This window comes from Streptomyces sp. BRA346 (assembly GCF_052851135.1).
The window spans coordinates 1-19,693 of record NZ_JAIWIH010000081.1; the positions used below are offsets into that span (position 1 = coordinate 1).

2 pseudogenes are annotated in these 19,693 nt (G+C 73.7%); both read right to left on the bottom strand.

Annotated elements, in window-relative coordinates:
• Positions 1-4,093 (bottom strand): annotated as a pseudogene (locus tag LCH29_RS42800) (type I polyketide synthase); the annotation flags it as partial.
• A 51-nt stretch (positions 4,094-4,144) separates the two neighbouring features.
• Positions 4,145-19,632, bottom strand: a pseudogene (locus LCH29_RS42805) (type I polyketide synthase).
• Between the last annotated feature and the right edge of the window lie 61 nt (positions 19,633-19,693).

The window sequence follows — 19,693 nt, forward strand, 5'->3', positions numbered from 1 at the left end:
CAGGCGGGAGTCCGCGAAGCGGTCGTCGGCCAGCCAGGACTGGAGCAGGTGGAGGGCCTGGGTGGTGGCGACGTGTGCGGCTTGGGTGGGGTTTTCCCCCACCCCGCCCCTTCCCGAAACTTGGAGCTCCGCCCCAAGACCCCGGTCCTCAAACGCCGGACGGGCTGGAGATGCCGCACCGTCCGCGCGCGGGCCGGAACGCCCTTCGGGCGTGTCCTCAATCGCCGGACGGGCTTGATTTGCCGCACCCGGGCTTTCAACTGCCGCGCCGGGAAGAGCCTGATTCGCCGCGCTCGGGTGTTCAAGTGCCGCGTCGCCTACAAGCGCAGCCGCCAGGGACACCACTACGTACTCCGGGGACTCCACACCCCCGTCCACCGCAGCCGCCAGCGCTTCCAGGTCCGTGCACGTGTCGAACCGCTGCGCCAGGCCGAGCGCATCGGGTCCGAGCAGCACGCACTTCCCCGCCGCGCCCGCGCCCGACACCTCGGTCCAATCCAGCCGGTACAGCGACTCCTGGCGCGCGCCGCGGATCTGGTCGACGGCCACCGGCCGCAGCACCAGTGAATCCACCGACAGCACGGCACGACCCGCACCATCGGCCACCGCCAGCGATACGGCGTCCGTACCGACCGCAGCCAAACGCACCCGCAGCACCGACGCACCCACCGCGTGCAGCGCCACGCCCGACCACGAGAACGGCAGCCGAGCGCCCTCGCCCTCGATCAGGCCACCCAGACCCACCGCATGCAGCGCCGAGTCCAGCAGCGCCGGATGCAGACCGAACGACCCCGCCTCGGACCGCGCATCCTCGGCAAGCTCCAGCTCGGCGTAGACGTCATCGCCCAGCCGCCACGCGGACTTCAGCCCGCGGAACACCGGACCGTAGGCCAACCCTGCGTCGGCCAAGCCCTCGTACAGGCCCTCGACCGCGATCGGCGTCGCGCCCTCCGGGGGCCATACGCCCAGGTCGAAGGCGGCCGAAGACGACGCCCCCGAGCCCAGCACACCCGAGGCGTGCCGCTCCCAGACCTCGTCCACGGCCGCGTCCTCGGGCCGCGAGTACACGGTCAGCGCACGCCGCCCCGACGCGTCGGGCGCGCCCACCGACAGCTGAAGCTGCACGCCGCCCACCTCGGGAAGCACCAACGGCGCCTCCAGGGTCAGCTCCTCCAGCAGATCGCAGCCCACCTGGTCACCGGCGCGCACCGCCAGCTCCACGAACGCGGTCCCGGGCAGCAGCACCGAACCGGCCACCGTGTGGTCCGCCAGCCACGGGTGGGTGTCCAGGGCGAGGCGGCCGGTGTAGAGGAAGCCGTCGGTGTCGGCGAGCGCCACCGCGGCGCCCAGCAGGGGGTGGTCGGCGGCGCCGAGCCCGGCGGACGTCACGTCGCCCATCGGGTATCCGGCGTCCAGCCAGTACGTTTCGCGCTGGAAGGGGTACAGCGGAAGGTCGGTGCGGGCCGTGTCCGTCCCGGCGAACACCGCGTTCCAGTCGGGTGAGACGCCGCGTACGTGTGCCTGCGCGAGCGCGGTGGCCAGGCTCCGGACCTCGGGGCGGCCGGTGCGCAGCGCGGAGACAAGGGTGGCGTCGTCACGGGTCAGGCAGTCCTGTGCCATGGCGCTGAGGACGCCGTCCGGGCCCAGTTCCACGAACGTGGTGACGTTACGGTCCTCAAGGGCGCGCATGCCGTCGAGGAAGCGCACGGCCTCACGGACGTGGCGCACCCAGAAGTCGGCCGTCGTGATCTCCTCGGCGGAGACCACGGCGCCGGTCAGGTTCGACACGATGGGGATCTTCGGGGCCTCGTACGACAGCCCCTGCGCCACCTCGCGGAACGCGTCCAGCATCCCGTCCATACGCGGTGAGTGGAACGCGTGGCTGACCGTCAGCCGCTTCGTCTTCCGACCCTGCGCCTCGAAGCCCGCCGCGATCTCCAGCGCCGCGTCCTCGTCGCCCGCGATGACCACGGACGTCGGGCCATTCACCGCGGCGATGCTGACGCGCTCGGTCAGCAGCGGCGCCACCTCGTCCTCCGACGCCTGCACCGCGACCATCGCGCCACCGGCCGGAAGCTCCTGCATCAACCACATGCGCGGCGGCCAGCTCGCCAATGGAGTGCCCGGACAGGAAGTCGGGCCGCAGCCCCCACGCCTCCACCAGACGGAACAGCGCCACCTCCACCGCGAACAGCGCGGGCTGGGTGAAGCCGGTCCGGTCGAGCACCGAGGCGTCCTCGCCGAACAACACGCCCTTCAGAGGCCGTTCAAGGTGCGGGTCCAGCTCGGCGCACACCTCGTCCAGGGCACCGGCGAACACCGGGTACGCGTCGTACAGCTCGCGCCCCATCCCGAGGCGCTGGCTGCCCTGCCCCGTGAAGAGGAACGCCACCTTGCCGCCCGCCACCTTGCCGTCGAACAGCCCGGTCGCGGGCTCCTCGCGGGTCAGCGCGTCGAGGGCCCGTACCAGGCCGTCGCGGTCGTCGGCGACGATCGCCGCACGGTGTTCGAAGGCCGCCCGGCCGGTGGCCAGGGAGAACGCGGCGTCGGCGAGCGGGAGTCCGGGGTTGGCGTCGAGGTGGGCGCGGAGGTTCGCGGCCTGGGCGCGCAGCGCGGGCCGGGTCTTGGCCGCGACGGTCCACAGCGGCAGCGCGGTGGCGGGGGTCGCGACCTCGCCACCGTCCTCAGCAGCGGGCTGCTGGTCGGGCGCCTGCTCCAGGATGGTGTGCGCGTTGGTGCCGCTGATGCCGAACGAGGACACCGCGGCGCGGCGCGGCTGTCCGGTGTCGGGCCAGGCGCGGGGCTCGGTGAGCAGCGAGACGGCGCCGGCGGACCAGTCGACGTTGGAGGTGGGCTGGTCGACGTGCAGGGTCTGCGGGAGGACGCCGTGGCGCATCGCCATGACCATCTTGATGATGCCCGCGACACCGGCGGCGGCCTGGGTATGGCCGATGTTGGACTTCACCGAACCCAGCCACAGCGGCTGCTCTTCGCCGTGGTCGCGCCCGTAGGTGGCGAGCAGCGCCTGCGCCTCGATGGGGTCGCCCAGCGTGGTCCCCGTACCGTGCGCCTCGACCACGTCGATCTGTCCGGCGGAGAGTCGGGCCCCGGCCAGGGCCTGGCGTATGACGCGCTGCTGGGAGGGTCCGTTGGGGGCGGTGAGGCCGCTGCTGGCACCGTCCTGGTTGATGGCGGAGCCGCGGACGAGACCGAGCACCTGGTGGCCGTTGGCGCGGGCGTCGGACAGCCGCTCCAGCAGCAGCATGCCCGCGCCCTCGCCCCAGCCGGTGCCGTCGGCGGCCTCCGCGAACGACTTGCAGCGGCCGTCGGTGGCCAGCCCGCGCTGGCGGCTGAACTCGGTGAACGTACCGGGGGTGGCCATGACGGTGACGCCACCGGCCAGCGCCAGCGAGCACTCACCGCGGCGCAGCGCCTGGGCGGCGAAGTGCAGGGCGACCAGGGAGGAGGAGCAGGCCGTGTCGATGGTGACGGCCGGGCCTTCCAGGCCGAAGGTGTACGCGACGCGGCCGGAGGCGATGGAGCCGGAGCTGCCGTTGCCGAGGAAGCCTTCGACGTCCTCGGGCGCGGAGAACAGCCGGGACGCGTAGTCGTGGTACATGACGCCCGCGAACACGCCGGTCCGGCTGCCCTGGAGCGTCGTCGGGTCGATGCCCGCGCGCTCGAACGCCTCCCACGACGTCTCCAGCAGCAGCCGCTGCTGCGGGTCCATGGCGAGGGCCTCGCGCGGCGAGATGCCGAAGAACGCCGGGTCGAACTCGGCGGCGTCGTGCAGGAAGCCGCCCTCGCGGACGTACGGCTCCTGGCCGCTGTCCGGCTCGGGGTCGAAGAGGACGTCCGTGCCCCAGCCGCGGTCGGTGGGGTACGGCGAGGCCGCGTCACCGCCGCGGGCGACCAGCTCCCACAGCTCCTCGGGCGTCCGCACGCCGCCCGGGTAGCGGCAGCTCATCGCGACGATGGCGATGGGCTCCTGCTCGCGCTCCTCGACCTCGCGCAGCCGCCGCCGCGCCTCGCGCAGGTCGGTGGTGGCCCGCTTGAGGTAGTCGAGGTACTTCTCTTCGTTCGCCGTCGCCATTACGCCGTCTCCGCGGTGCTGAGATGAGTCGATGCGCTCTTGTGGAGCAGGTCAGGAGAGCCCGAGCTCGTCGTCGAGGAGATCGAAGATCTCGTCTGCTGTCGCGGACTGGATTTCACGGTCTTGTGCGGTGCTGTCCGTAGCACTGTGCGTTTCATTCCACTTCGACAGGAGGTCGCGCAGGCGGGTGGTGATGCCGGGGCTCTCGGCGTCGTCGGGGGCGATCGTGGCGAGGATCGCTTCCAGCTTGTCGAGTTCCGCGTGCACGGGCTGGTGTGCGGCCGTGGTGTCCAGGCCGAGTTCCTCGCGCAGATACCCGGCGAGGGCGGTGGGCGTCGGGTAGTCGAAGATCAGCGTGACCGGCAGCCGCAGTCCGGCGGCGGCACCCAGTCGGTTGCGCAGATCCACGGCGGTGAGCGAGTCGAAGCCCAGGTCGAGGAAGCCGCGCCCGGCGTCGACGTCGTCGGGTGTGGCGTGTCCGAGGACGGCCGCCACATGGGTCCGTACGAGCTCCAGCAGCTCCCGGTCGCGTTCGGTGTCCGACAGGCCCGCGAGCCGCTCGGTGAGCGAGCCGGAGTCGGTCCCGGCTCCGGCCACTCCGGGCGCACCGGTGGCTCCGGTGTCGGCGGAGCGCCGTACGGGGGTACGGACCAGGCCGCGCAGCAGCGGCGGCAGCAGCCCGGCGGCGGCCTGGCCGCGCAGGGCGCCGGTGTCGATGCGGATGGGGACGAACACCGCGTCGGCGAGGGTGCCCGCCACGTCGAACAGGGCCAGGCCCTCGTCCTGCGGCAGGGCCTCGTAGCCACCGCGCGAGATGCGGCCCACGTCGGCGTCGTCCAGGCTGCCCGCCATGCCGTCGGCTGCCGCCCACAGGCCCCAGGCCAGCGACGACGCGGGCAGGCCGTGTGCCGCGCGGGCTTGCGCGAGCGCGTCCAGGAAGGTGTTCGCCGCCGCGTAGTTGCCCTGTCCCGAGCTGCCGAAGGCTCCGGCGGCCGAGGAGAAGAGTACGAACGCGGACAGGTCCAGCTCGCGGGTCAGCTCGTGCAGATTCCACGCGGCGTCCACCTTGGGGCGCAGCACCGCGTCGATCCGCTCGCCGGTCAGCGAGCTGATCACACCGTCGTCCAGGACGCCCGCGGTGTGCACCACGGCGGTGAGCGGGTGCTCGGCCGGGATCGCGGAGAGGACGGCGGCCAGGGCGTCCCGGTCGGCGGTGTCGCAGGCCGCCCAGGTCACCGTGGCGCCCAACGCGCCCAGTTCGGCGGCGAGTTCGGCCGCGCCGGGGGCGTCGCCGCCGCGCCTGCTGAGCAGCAGCAGCTGCCGTACGCCGCGCTCGGCCACCAGGTGGCGGGCGAACAGGCCACCCAGGGCGCCGCTCGCACCGCTCAGCAGCACGGTGCCGTGCGGATCGCCGAACCCGGCAGCCTGCGGGGTGTCCGGGTCGGCCGGGACCCGGGCGAGGCGGTAGGCGTGTGCGGTGCCGGAGCGCAGCGCGAGCTGCGGTTCGTCGGTGGTGAGCACCGTCGGCAGCGCGCGCTGGGAGGCGTCGGTGCCGTCGACGTCGACCAGCACGAACCGGCCCGGGTTCTCCGACTGGGCGGACTTCACCAGGCCCCAGACGGTGGTGTGGGCCAGGTCGGCGATGTCCTCACCGGGGCGTGCCGCGACCGCGCCGCGGGTCACGAACACCAGGCGGGTGTCGGCGAACCGCTGGTCGCCCAGCCACGTCTGGACGAGGTCCAGGGCGTCCCGGGCGGCGGCCTTGGCCGCTTCGGGCAGCGACGCCCCGCCCCCGGTGAGGGGGACGAGCACCACGTCGGGCGCGGTGCCGTCTCCGTCGAGGGCGTCGGTGAGGGCGGCCAGGTGCGGGTAGTCGTCCAGCCGCCCGCCCGCCGCCGTGAAGGTGGCGTCGGCGCCGAGGGTCACCCAGCGTTCACCGACCGGGATGCCGGTGGCGGACACGGGGGTGGGCAGGTCCGTCCACTCCGGGCGGAACAGCGACTCGTGGTACGCGGCGCGCGAGGCGTTCAGCTGGTCGGCCGACAGCGGGCGCAGCACCAGGCCGTCGATGGTGGCGACGGCGGCGCCGGTGCCGTCCGCGAGGTGGAGCGACACGCCTTCGGCGGCCGGGCGCAGCCGTACGCGCAGCGATGCGGCGCCCCCGGTGTGCAGCCGTACGCCCGTCCACGCGAACGGCAGCCGCGCGCCCTCGTGGGTCTCACCGTCCGGCGTGTCGAGGCCGAGGGTGTGCAGGGCGGCGTCCAGCAGGGCGGGATGCACGCCGTACGTGGCGGCCTCGGGCTCCTGGCCGCGCGGCAGCCGGATGGTCGCGAACAGCTCGTCGCCGCGCCGCCAGGCGTCGTGCAGGCCCTGGAAGACCGGGCCGTAGCCGAGTCCGGCGGCGGCCGCGTGCTCGTAGAACGCGTCGGTTTCGAGGGCGGTCGCGTCGGCGGGCGGCCAGACGGTGAGGTCGACGTCCTCCGCCTGCTCGGCGGGCGCGCCCGGCGTGAGGAAGCCGGTGGCGTGCCGGATCCACGGCTCGTCGGCGGGGACGTCCTCCCGGCGGGAGTGCAGGGTCAGCTGGCGCCGCCCCGTCTCGTCGGCCGCGGCCAGCTCCAGCCGCAGCTGGACGGCGCCCTGTTCGGGCACGACCAGCGGCGCCTGGAGGGTCAGCTCCTCGACGGTGTCGCAGCCCGCCTCCTCACCGGCCCGCAGGGCGAGCTCGACGAAGGCGGTGCCGGGCAGCAGGACGGTGTCCATGACGGCGTGGTCGGCCAGCCAGGGGTGCGTCAGCAGCGACAGCCGTCCGGTGAACACGAAGCCGCCGGTGTCGGGCAGTTCCACCGCCGCGCCCAGCAGCGGGTGGCCCGCCGTGCCGAGGCCCGCGTACGCCACGTCCTCGGCGGAGATGCCCACGTCGAGCCAGTAGCGCTGACGCTGGAAGGGGTACGTCGGCAGCTCGACGCGGCGGGCGCCGCGCCCGGCGTAGACGGCCGCCCAGTCCAGGGCCACGCCCCGCACATGGAGCTGCGCGAGGGCGGTGGCCAGCGCCTGGGCCTCGGGGCGGCCGTTGCGCAGGGCGGGGACGAACGCCGCCCGGTCGCCGTCGTTCTCTGCTTCGGCTTCCGTCTCGGCGAGGCAGTTCTCGCCCATCGCGGAGAGCACCCCGTCGGGGCCGAGTTCCACGAAGGTGGTCACCCCGTTGTCGCGCAGGGTGCGCACACCGTCGACGAAGCGGACGGACTCGCGGACGTGGCGGACCCAGAAGTCCGGCATGCGGATCTCGTCGGCCGTGGTCACGGTGCCGGTGAGGCAGGAGACCAGCGGGATCGTCGGGGCGTTGAACGTCAGGCCCTCCGCGACCTTGCGGAAGTCCGCGAGCATGGCGTCCATGCGCGGCGAGTGGAAGGCGTGGCTGACGGTGAGCCGCTTGGTCTTGCGGCCCTGCGCCTCGAAGGACGCGGCGATCTGTACGGTGGCGTCCTCGTCCCCCGCGATGACCACCGACGTGGGCCCGTTGAGGGCGGCGATGCTGACGCGCTCGGTGAGCAGCGGCGCCACCTCGTCCTCCGACGCCTGCACCGCGATCATCGCGCCACCGGAGGGGAGTTCCTGCATCAGACGGCCACGCGCGGCCACCAGCTTCGCCGCGTCCGCGAGGGAGAGCACACCCGCCACATGCGCGGCGGCCAGCTCGCCGATGGAGTGCCCGGACAGGAAGTCGGGCCGCAGCCCCCATGCCTCGACCAGCCGGAACAGCGCCACCTCGACCGCGAACAGTGCGGGCTGGGTGAAACCGGTCCGGTCCAGCGCCGGGGCATCGTCCCCGAACACCACCGTCTTCAGCGGGCGTTCGAGGTGCGGGTCCAGCGCGTCGCACACCTCGTCCAGCGCCTCCGCGAACACCGGGAACGTCGCGTACAGCTCGCGGCCCATGCCGAGCCGCTGGCTGCCCTGACCGGTGAACAGGAACGCCACCTTGCCGCCGTCGGCGGCGACGCCGCGCAGCTCTGCCGCCGGGTGCTCGCCGCGCGCCAGCGCGTCCAGCGCGCCCAGCACCTCGTCCTGGCCGTCGGCGACCAGGGCGACGCGGTGTTCGAGGGCGGCGCGGGTCGTCGCGAGGGAGAATCCGAGGTCGGTGAGATCGGTGCCGGCGGCGATCCGCGAGCGCAGCCGCCGCGCCTGGGCGCGCAGGGCGTCCTCGTCGCGCGCCGAGAGCAGCACGGGGACGTACGGCAGGGCCGTGGTGTCCGCCGGGGCCTCTTCCGCCTCGGGGGCGGGCGGCTGCTCGATGATGGCGTGCGCGTTGGTGCCGCTGATGCCGAACGACGACACCGCGGCGCGGCGCGGGCGGCCGGTCTCCGGCCACGTCCGCTGTTCGGTGAGCAGCGAGACCGCGCCCGCCTCCCAGTCGACGTGCGGCGACGGCTCGTCCACGTGCAGGGTGCGCGGCAGCACACCGTGGCGCATCGACAGCACCATCTTGATGACACCGGCGACACCGGAGGCGGCCTGGGTGTGGCCCAGGTTGGACTTGACGGAGCCGAGCCACAGCGGCTGCTCCGCGTCCCGCTCCCGGCCGTAGGTGGCGAGCAGCGCCTGCGCCTCGATCGGGTCGCCCAGCGTCGTCCCGGTGCCGTGCGCCTCGACCACGTCGACCTCGCCGGTGGCCAGGCGGGCGTTGGCGAGGGCCTGCCGGATGACGCGCTGCTGCGACGGGCCGTTGGGCGCCGTCAGACCGTTCGACGCACCGTCCTGGTTGACGGCCGAGCCGCGTACAACCGCCAGCACGTCGTGGCCGTTCTTCCGGGCGTCCGACAGCCGCTCCAGCAGCAGCATGCCCGCGCCCTCGCCCCAGCCGGTGCCGTCGGCGGCCGACGCGAACGACTTGCAGCGGCCGTCGCGGGCCAGCCCGCGCTGGCGGCTGAAGTCGATGAACGTACCCGGGGTGAACATCACCGTGACACCACCGGCCAGCGCCAGCGAGCACTCGCCGTTGCGCAGCGCCTGCGCGGCCAGGTGCAGCGCCACCAGCGACGAGGAGCAGGCCGTGTCGACCGTGACGGCCGGGCCCTCCAGGCCGAAGGTGTACGCGACGCGGCCGGACACCACGCTGCTGGAGCTGCCGGTGCCGAGGTAGCCCTCGACCCCGTCCGGCACGGAGTGCAGCCGGGACCCGTAGTCGTGGTACATGACGCCCGCGAACACACCGGTCTTGCTGCCGCGTACGGACGACGGGTCGATGCCCGCGCGCTCGAACGCCTCCCAGGTGGTCTCCAGCAGCAACCGCTGCTGCGGGTCCATGGCCAGGGCCTCGCGCGGCGAGATACCGAAGAACGCCGGGTCGAACTCGGCCGCGTCGTGCAGGAATCCGCCGTCGCGGGCGTACGAGGTGCCCGGGGTCTCCGGGTCCGGGTCGTACAGGGCGTCAAGGTCCCAGCCGCGGTTGTCCGGGAAGCGCGTGATGCCGTCCTCGCCCGCGGCGAGCATCTGCCACAGCTCCTCGGGGGTGGTGACCCCGCCCGGGTAGCGGCAGCTCATCGCCACGATGACGATCGGATCGTCGTCGGTGGCCGCCGACACCGGCACCGGCGTGTGCACCGCCGCCTGCTGCTCCTCGCCCACCAGCTCGGTCCGCAGCTGGCGGGCCAGCACCTGCGGGTCCGGGTAGTCGAAGATGAGGGTGGCGGGCAGCCGCAGCCCGGTGACGGAGTTGAGCTGGTTACGCAGCTCCACCGCCGTCAGCGAGTCGAAGCCCAGATCCTTGAACGCCCGACCGGCGCCGATCGTGTCCGCGCCGCCGTAGCCCAGTACGGTCGCCACCTGCGCCCGCACCAGGTCCAGCAGCAGCCGCTCCTGCTCCGCCACGCTCAGCCCGGCCAGCCGACCGGCAAGACCGGCGTCGCCACCGGCCGCGACCGCGTCCACGGCGCGCCGCGCGGGGATGCGCACCAGGCCGCGGAAGAGGGGCGAGATGGCGGGCTGGTTGCGCAGCGCCGCGAGGTCCACCCGCATCGGCACCAGCGACGCCGCGTTCACGGTCAGCGCGGTGTCGAGCAGCGCGAGGCCGTCCGCCACCGGCAGCGGCGGGAGTCCGGCCCGTCGCATGCGGTTGATGTCGGCCTCGTCCAGGGTGTCGCCCATACCGGCACCGGCCCACAGGCCCCACGCCAGTGCCGTCCCGGGCAGGCCCAGGGCGGCACGGGCTTGCGCGAGCGCGTCGAGGAAGGCGTTGGAGGCGGCGTAGTTGCCCTGCCCCGGGCCGCCGAACACGCCGGAGGAGGACGAGAACAGGACGAACGCCGCGAGGTCGAGGTCCGCCGTCAGCTGGTGCAGATTCCACGCCGCGTCCACCTTCGGGCGCATGACGTGGTCGATGCGCTCGGGCGTCAGCGACCCGATCACACCGTCGTCCAGCACACCGGCCGTGTGCACCACGGCGGTCAGCGGATGCTCGGCGGGGACGGCGGCGAGGGTCGCGGCGAGCGCGTCCCGGTCCGCCACATCGCAGGCCGCCCAGCGGACCCGGGCACCCAACTCTGCGAGCTCTTGGATGAGTTCGACGGCACCCGGCGCCTGGTCGCCGCGGCGGCTCACCAGCAGCAGCTGCCGTACGCCACGCTCCGCCACCAGATGGCGCGCCACCAGCCCGCCCAGCGAACCGGACGCACCGGTCACCAGCACCGTGCCCTCGGGGTCCAGGCCACGGGCGTCGTCCGCGTCCGGCTCCATGGGCACCCGCGCCAGCCGTGGCGTCGACACCACACCCGCACGGATCGCGAGCTGCGGCTCGCCCGACGCCACGGCGGCGGGCAGGGCCTGCGCCGACTCGTCACGGCCGTCCACATCCACCAGGACGAAACGGCCCGGGTTCTCCGACTGCGCCGAGCGCAGCAGACCCCAGACGGCCGCACCGGCCGGGTCCGGCACCGGCTCACCGGCGTCGGCGGCCACCGCGCCGCGGGTCACGACCACCAGCGGGGCGTCCCCGAACCGCTCCTCACCCAGCCACTGCTGAACGGTGGCCAGCGCCTCGGCGGCGGCCCGGTGCGCACCCGCGGCCACGTCGCCACCATCCGTGGACGGCGCCACGACGACGTACTCGGGCGACGGAACCGTGCCCGAGGCGACGGCCTCGGTCAGCGCCGCGAGGTCCGCGTACACCGTGCCGCCGAGCCCCGGCGTGTCCGTGCCCAGGACGGCCCACCGGCCCTCGACCGGGGCGTCCGTCAAGGCCACGGCCCCGGACGCCGTCCACTCCAGGCGGAACAGCGCCTCGTGGTACGCGGTACGCGCGCTCTGGAGATGCTCGGCCGATACCGGGCGCAGCCCCAGCGTCTCGACGGCCCCGACCGGCGCGCCGGTGGTGTCGGCGATCTCCAGCCGGACCCCGTCGTTGCCCGCGGGCACCAGGTGGACGCGCAGCGCCGACGCGCCGCTCGCGTACAGCGACACCCCGGTCCAGGCGAACGGCAGCCGCCCCTCGCCACCCGTGTTGCCCAGGCCGTCGAGCCCGATGGCGTGCAGGGCGGAGTCCAGCAGCGCCGGATGCAGACCGAACGCGGCGGCGTCCTCCGCCACGTCCTCGGGCAGCGCCACCTCGGCGAACACCTCGCCGTCGCGCCGCCACGCCCTGCGCAGGCCCCGGAACTCCGGGCCGTACGCGAAACCGATGTCCAGCAGGCCGTCGTAGCGGCCGTCGAGGTCGATCTCGGTGGCGTCGGCGGGCGGCCAGGCGCCCAGCTCGAACATCGCCTCCGGGCGACCGCCCGACGCCAGGACACCGGTCGCGTGCCGGGTCCATGGCTCCTCGGCGGGCAGGCTCTCCAGGCGCGAGTGCAGAGCCATCGTGCGGCGGCCCAACTCGTCCGCCGCGCCCACGGAGAGCCGCAGCTGTACGCCGCCCTGCGCGGGCAGGACCAGCGGCGCTTCGAGGGTCAGTTCTTCGAGGTAGTCGCAGCCGACCTGGTCACCGGCGCGGATCGCCAGCTCCACGAACGCGGTGCCCGGCAGCAGCACGCTGTCCAGGATCGTGTGACCCGCGAGCCAGGGGTGGGTGGACAGCGCCAGGCGGCCGGTGAACAGCGTCCCGTCCGAGTCCGGCAGTTCGGCGCTCGCGCCGAGCAGCGGGTGTTCGGCCTCGCCCAGGCCCACCGCGGCCACATCGCCGAGGAACAGCGACGACACCTTCGGCCAGTAGCGCTGCCGCTGGAAGGCGTACGTGGGCAACTCGACCTGCGCGGCGCCCGTACCGGCGTAGTACGCCGCCCAGTCCACCGCCACGCCACGGACGTGCGCCCGCGCGACGGCCGACAGCAGCGCCCCGGCCTCGGGGCGGTCCTTGCGGCAGACGGACGCGAACGCCGCGTCGCCCCCGGTCACGCACTCCTGCGCCATGGCGGTGAGCACACCGTCAGGGCCCAGCTCGACGTAGGTGGTGACGCCCTGCGCTTCGAGGGTGCGCACACCATCGAGGAAGCGCACCGCCTCACGGACGTGGCGCACCCAGAAGTCCGGGCTGGTGATCTCCTCGGCGGACACCACGGCACCGGTCAGGTTGGAGACGATCGGGATGCGCGGAGCCTCGTACGACAGGCCCTCCGTGACCTCGCGGAACGCGTCCAGCATCCCGTCCATGCGGGGCGAGTGGAACGCATGGCTGACCGTGAGGCGCTTGGTCTTACGACCCTGCGCCTCGAAGGACGCCGCGATCTCGACAGCAGCGTCCTCGTCACCCGCGATCACGACCGACGTGGGTCCGTTGAGAGCGGCGATGCTGACACGCCCGGTCAGCAGCGGCGCCACCTCGCCCTCCGAGGCCTGAACGGCGATCATCGCGCCACCGGCCGGAAGCTCCTGCATCAGGCGGCCACGCGCGGCGACCAGCTGTGCCGCGTCGGCGAGCGACAGGACACCCGCCACATGGGCAGCGGCCACCTCACCGATGGAGTGCCCGGACAGGAAGTCCGCCCGCAGACCCCATGCCTCGACCAGCCGGAACAGCGCCACCTCGATGGCGAACAGCGCGGGCTGGGTGAACGCCGTCTGGTCCAGCGCCTCGGAGTCGTCCCCGAAGAGGACGTCCCGCAGCGGGCGTTCCAGATGCGCGTCCAGGTGGGCGCACACCTCGTCCAGCGCGTCCGCGAACACCGAAGAGGTGGTGTACAGCTCATGGCCCATACCCAGCCGCTGGCTGCCCTGGCCGGTGAACAGGAACGCCACCTTGCCGTCCGCCACCGAGCCCTCGACCAGGCCCGGGGCGGGCTCGCCCGCTGCCAGCGCGTCCAGAGCGGTCAGCAGCCCGGCGCGGTCGTCGGCGACCAGGGCGGCCCGCTCCTCGAACGCCGTACGGCGCGTGGCGAGCGTGAACGCCACGTCGTGACCGTCCAGCTCGGGGCGGGCGTCCAGGTGTGCGCGCAGCTGGGCGGCCTGGTCGCGCAGCGCTTCGGGGGTCTTGGCCGACAGTACCCAGGCGGCGGGGCCGCCGGTCCGGGAGACCGTCTCGGCGTCCTCATCGAGGGCCGGGGCCTGCTCGATGATGGTGTGCGCGTTGGTGCCGCTGATACCGAACGAGGACACCGCGGCCCGGCGCGGACGGCCGGTCTCCGGCCACTCCCGCGCCTCCGTCAGCAGCGCGACCGCGCCCGCCGACCAGTCGACCTCGGGCGTCGGCTCGTCGACGTTGAGGGTCTGCGGCAGCACGCCGTGCTGCAACGCCAGCACCATCTTCATCACGCCCGCCACACCGGCGGCGGCCTGCGTGTGGCCGAAGTTGGACTTGATGGAGCCCAGCCACAGCGGCTGGTCCGCGTCCCTGTCCTGGCCGTACGTGGCGAGCAGTGCCTGCGCCTCGATCGGGTCGCCCAGCCGGGTGCCCGTGCCATGGGCCTCGACCGCGTCCACCTCGGCGGCGGACAGACCCGCACCGGCGAGCGCCTGCCGGATGACGCGCTGCTGCGACGGGCCGTTCGGCGCCGTCAGACCGTTCGACGCACCGTCCTGGTTGATGGCCGAGCCACGGACGACGGCGAGCACCGGGTGGCCGTTGCGGCGGGCCTCGGACAGCCGCTCGACAAGCAGCATGCCGACACCCTCGCCCCAACCGGTGCCATCCGCACCGGCCGCAAAGGCCTTGATACGACCGTCCGCCGCCAGCCCCCGCTGACGGCTGAAGCACCACCGGCCAGGGCGAGGGAGCACTCACCCGCCCGCAGCGCCTGAATCGCCCAATGCAGCGCCACCAGCGACGACGAGCACGCCGTGTCGACGGTGACCGCCGGGCCCTCAAGGCCCAGCGCGTATGACACCCGGCCGGACATCACACTGGCCGCGTTGCCCGTCCCCATGAAGCCTTCCGACCCATCGGGGGCGGCCAGGATCACGGGCAGGTAGTCCTGGCCGTTCGTACCGGCGAACACGCCGACCTGCTGGCCGCGCAGCGTCGTCGGGTCGATGCCCGCCCGCTCGAACGCCTCCCAGGAGGTTTCCAGGAGCAGCCGCTGCTGCGGGTCCATGGCGAGGGCCTCGCGCGGCGAGATCCCGAAGAACGAAGGGTCGAACTCGGCGGCGTCCGCGAGGAATCCGCCCTCGCGCACATAGCTGGTGTGCTCGGCCGCGGACTCCGGGTCGTACAGCGACTCGACGTCCCAGCCGCGGTCGGCCGGGAAGTCCGTCACCGCGTCCTGCCCGGTGGCGAGCAGCCGCCACAGCTCCTCGGGGGTGCGGACGCCGCCCGGGAAGCGGCAGCTCATGCCGACGATCGCGATCGGGTCGTCGTCGACGGCCACGCCCACGGACGACGCGCCGGTGACGGCCGGGCGCGAGCCGATGAGTTCGGCCTGGAGGTGGTCGGCGAGGGCGATCGGCGTCGGGTAGTCGAAGATGATGGTGGCGGGCAGCCGCAGCCCGGTGAGCGTACCGAGCAGGTTGCGGATCTCGACGGCGGTGAGCGAGTCGAAGCCGAGGTCGCGGAAGGCGCGGCTGGGCTCCACGGAGTCCGGCCCGGGGTAGCCGAGGACGACGGCCACCTGGGTGCGGACGAAGTCCAGGGCGAGCCGGTCGCGTTCCTCGTCGGTCGCGGCACCGGCCAGCTCGCGCGCCAGCGACGACGGGTCGCCGGGCGTGGCGCCGGGGGTGGCCGCACCGGCGGTGCGGGCCGCGTCGAGGGCGCGGCGGGCGTCGGGGAGGTCGGCGATGAGCGGGTTCGGGCGGTTGGCGGTGAGGCCGGGCGCGAAGCGGTCCCAGTCGATGTCCACGACGAGGGAGAACGTCTCGCCCAGGTCGAGCGCGGCGCCCAGGGCGGTGGTCGCGGCTTCGGGGTCGAGGGCGGGCAGCCCGGACTGGCGGAGCCGTTCGGCGACGAGTTCGTCGGTGGCCATGCCGCCGTCGGCCCAGGCGCCCCAGGCGATGGAGGTGGCGGGCAGGCCCTCGGCGCGGCGCTGTTCGGCGAGCGCGTCGAGGTAGGCGTTGGCGGCCACGTAGTTGGCCTGGCCGGCGGCGCCGAAGGTGGCGGCCATGGAGGAGAACAGCACGAAGGCGGACAGGTCGTGTCCGCGGGTCAGCTCGTCCAGGTGGCGTGCCGCGTCGGCCTTGGCGCGCAGCACGTCGGCCAGCCGCTGCGGGGTCTGGGCGTCGAGCACGCCGTCGTCCAGCACACCGGCGGCGTGGACGACGGTGGTCAGGGGGTGTTCCGCCGGTACGGTCGCGAGGAGCGCGGCGAGGGCGTCGCGGTCGGCGACGTCGCAGGCGGCGATGGTGACCTCGGCGCCCCGGGCGGTGAGTTCGTTGGCCAGGTCGTTCGCGCCGGGGGCGTCGGGGCCGCGGCGCCCGGCGAGCAGCACGTGGTCGGTGCCGTGGGCGACCAGCCAGCGGGCGACGTGGGCGCCGAGGGCGCCGGTGCCGCCGGTGATCAGTGCGGTGCCGTGGGTGGTCCAGCCGTCGCCGGTGGTCTCGTGGTGCGGTGCGCGGGCCAGCCTGCGGGCGTGGACGCCCTGGGGGCGGATCGCGAGGTGGTCCTCGTCGCGGAGTGCGTCGGGTCCGGCGAGGATGTCGGCGAGCCGGGCGAGGGCGCGGTCGTCGGCGGTCTCGGGGAGGTCGATCGACCCGGCCCAGCGGTCGGGCTGTTCGAGGGCGACGGTGCGGCCGAGGCCCCAGATCTGGGCCTGGGCGGCGCTGGTGAGCCGGTCGGAGCGGCTGACGGAGACGGCGCCGCGGGTGGCGGACCAGACGGGGGCGTCCGTACCGGCGTCGCCGAGGGCCTGGACGAGGGCGAGGGTGCCCGCGAGTCCGGCGGTGAGCGCGGGGTGCGCGGGGTGGGGGCGCTCGTCGAGGCCGAGGAGGGACAGCACGCCGTCGACGCGCGTGTCCTGCTCCGCGTCGTGGCGCAGGGCCGTGCGGAGGTGTTCGGCGACCGTGGCGCGGTCGTCGGTGGTGCCGTCGACGGTGATCTGGTGGACGCGTATGCCGCGTTCGGCCAGGACCCGCAGCGGCCCGGCGACCCAGGGGTGGCCGTCGTGTCCGGCGGGGGTGGCGACGAGCCAGGTGCCGGTGAGCGGCGGGGCCGGATACGACGGCAGCGGCTTCCAGGTGGTGCGGTAGCGCGAGCCGTTGACGGTGGTGTCGACGTGGTTGCGGTGGCGCCACGCGGACAGCGCGGGCAGCACCTCGCTGAGCGGCTGGTCGCCGTCGAGCCCGAGGGTGTCGACCAGGGCGGCCAGGTCCTCGCTGTGGACGACCTCCCAGAACCGGGCGTCGGCGACGGCCGGTGCGCTCGTCTCGGCGGCGGAGTCCTCCCCGTACGAGAACGGGTTGGCGGGCCAGTAGCGCTGCCGCTGGAAGGCGTAGGTGGGCAGGTCGACGCGGCGGGCGCCGCTGCCCGCGTAGTACGTGTTCCAGTCGACCGGGACGCCGCGGACGTGGGCGTGGGCGAGCGCCTGGTGGACGGTGCGGGACTCGGGGCGGCCAGGGCGCAGGGCGGGCAGGAACGCGAACGTCCTGGTCTTCGCCTCGGTCACGCACTCCTGCGCCATCGCCGAGAGCACCCCGTCGGGGCCGAGTTCGACGAAGGTGGTCACGCCGAGGTCCTCGAGGCGGCGCACGCCGTCGAGGAAGCGGACGGCCTCGCGGACGTGGCGGACCCAGAACTCGGGGGTGGTGATCTCGTCGGCGCTCACCAGGTCGCCGGTGAGGTTGGAGACGAGGGGGATCTGCGGGGCCTCGTAGGTGAGGCGCTGGGCGACCTGGCGGAAGTTGTCCAGCATCGCGTCCATGTGCGGGGAGTGGAACGCGTGGCTGACGGTGAGCCGCTTGGTCTTGCGGCCCTGCGCCTCGAACGACGCGGCGATCTCCAGCGCCGCGTCCTCGTCGCCCGCGATGACCACCGACGTGGGGCCATTCACAGCGGCGATCGAGACACGCTCGCTCAGCAGCGGCGTCACCTCGTCCTCGGACGCCTGCACGGCGATCATCGCGCCGCCGCCGGGGAGTTGCTGCATCAGCTGGCTGCGCGCGGCCACCAGAGCGGACGCGTGGGTGAGGGACAGCACCCCGGCCACGTGGGCGGCGGCGATCTCGCCGGTGGAGTGGCCGCAGAGGAAGTCGGGCAGCAGGCCCCACGACTCGACGAGGCGGAACAGCGCTACCTCGACGGCGAACAGGGCGGGCTGGGTGTAGCCGGTCCGGTCGAGCGCCGCGGCGTCGTCGCCGAACAGCACGTCCTTCAGCGGCCGGTCGAGGAACCGGTCGAGCTGGGCGCAGACCGCGTCCAGCGCCTCGGCGAACACCGGGTGGTTCTCGTACAGTTCGCGGCCCATGCCGAGCCGCTGGCTGCCCTGGCCGGTGAAGAGGAACGCGAGGTTGCCCTCGACGGCCAGGCCCTCGGTGACCTCGGGGTGGTGGCGGCCCTCGGCGAGCGCCGCGAGGCCCGCGAGCAGTTCGTCCCGGTCTGCCGCGGCGACCACGGCGCGGCGGTCGAGCGCGGCGCGGGTGACGGCCTGCGAGTAGCCGATGTCGACGGGGCGGTGGCCGGGGTTCGCGGTGAGGTGCGCGTGCAGCTGGGCGGCCTGGGCGCGCAGCGCGTCCTGGCTCTTGCCGGACAGCGCGACCGGCGTCAGCGTTTCCCGGGCTGCCACGGGTTCGGCCACCAGGTCCGTGGGGACGGCCTGTGCGGGGGCCTCCTCCAGGATGGTGTGCACGTTGGTGCCGCTCATGCCGAACGACGACACACCCGCGCGGCGCGGCTCGGCGCCCTCCGGGTCGTGCGCCCACTCGCGGGTGGCGGTGAGCAGTTCGACGTCCCCGGCGGTCCAGTCGACGTGCGGGGTGGGCTCGGTGAGGTGGAGGGTCTTGGGCAGCGCCCCGTGGCGCATGGCCATGACCATCTTGATGACGCCGCCGACACCGGCGCCCGCCTGCGCGTGGCCGATGTTGGACTTGATGGAGCCGATCAGCAGCGGCTTGCCCGCGGGCCGGTCCTGGCCGTACGTGGCGAGCAGCGCCTGCGCCTCGATCGGGTCGCCCAGCGCGGTGCCGGTGCCGTGTGCCTCGACGGCGTCGACCTGGTCCGGGGAGAGCCGGGCGTTGGCGAGCGCCTGGAGGATGACGCGCTGCTGCGAGGGGCCGTTGGGGGAGGTGAGGCCGTTGGACGCGCCGTCCTGGTTGACGGCGGAGCCGCGGACCACGGCGAGCACCGGGTGGCCCTTGCGCTGGGCGTCCGACAGCCGCTCGACCAGCAGGATGCCGACGCCCTCGCCGAGGCAGAAGCCGTCGGCCTCCGGGGCGAAGGGCTTGGAGCGGCCGTCGAGGGCCAGCCCGCGCATCTTGCTGTAGTCGACGAAGACGCCGGGGGCGCACATCAGGGTCGCGCCGCCGGCCAGCGCGAGCGAGCATTCGCCCTGGCGCAGCGCCTGGACGGCGAGGTGGAGCGCCACCAGGGACGACGAGCAGGCGGTGTCGACCGTGACCGCCGGGCCCTCGAAGCCGAAGGTGTACGAGAGGCGGCCGGAGGCGACGCTCGCGGCGTTGCCGGTGCCGAAGTATCCCTCGAAGTTTTCGTTGGAGCTGAGGATCGCCCCGAGATAGTCGTGATTGCTGGTGCCGACGAAGACGCCGACCTGCTTGCCGCGCGCCGAAAGCGGGTCGATTCCGGCCCGCTCGAAGGCTTCCCAGGAGGTTTCCAGCAGCAGCCTCTGCTGGGGGTCCATGCCGAGCGCTTCACGGGGGCTGATGCCGAACAGCGACGGGTCGAAGTCGGCGATTCCGTCGACGAATCCACCCTCGTGCACATAACTGGTGCCGGGGTGGTCCGGGTCCGGGTGGTACATCCTGTCGACATTCCACCCGCGGTCGACCGGGAAGTCGCTGACCGCGTCGACGCCTTCGCTGACGATGCGCCACAGGTCCTCGGGCGACCGGACGCCTCCGGGATAACGGCAGCCGATCCCCACGATGGCGATGGGGTCGTGGTTCTTCGCCTCGGCCTCTTGCAGGCGGAGGCGAGTCTGATGCAGATCCGCCGTTACCAGCTTGAGGTAGTCCCGCAGCGTCTCTTCATTCGCCATTTACGCAATCCATTTACGGCAGACGGCATCGGAAATGCTCCAC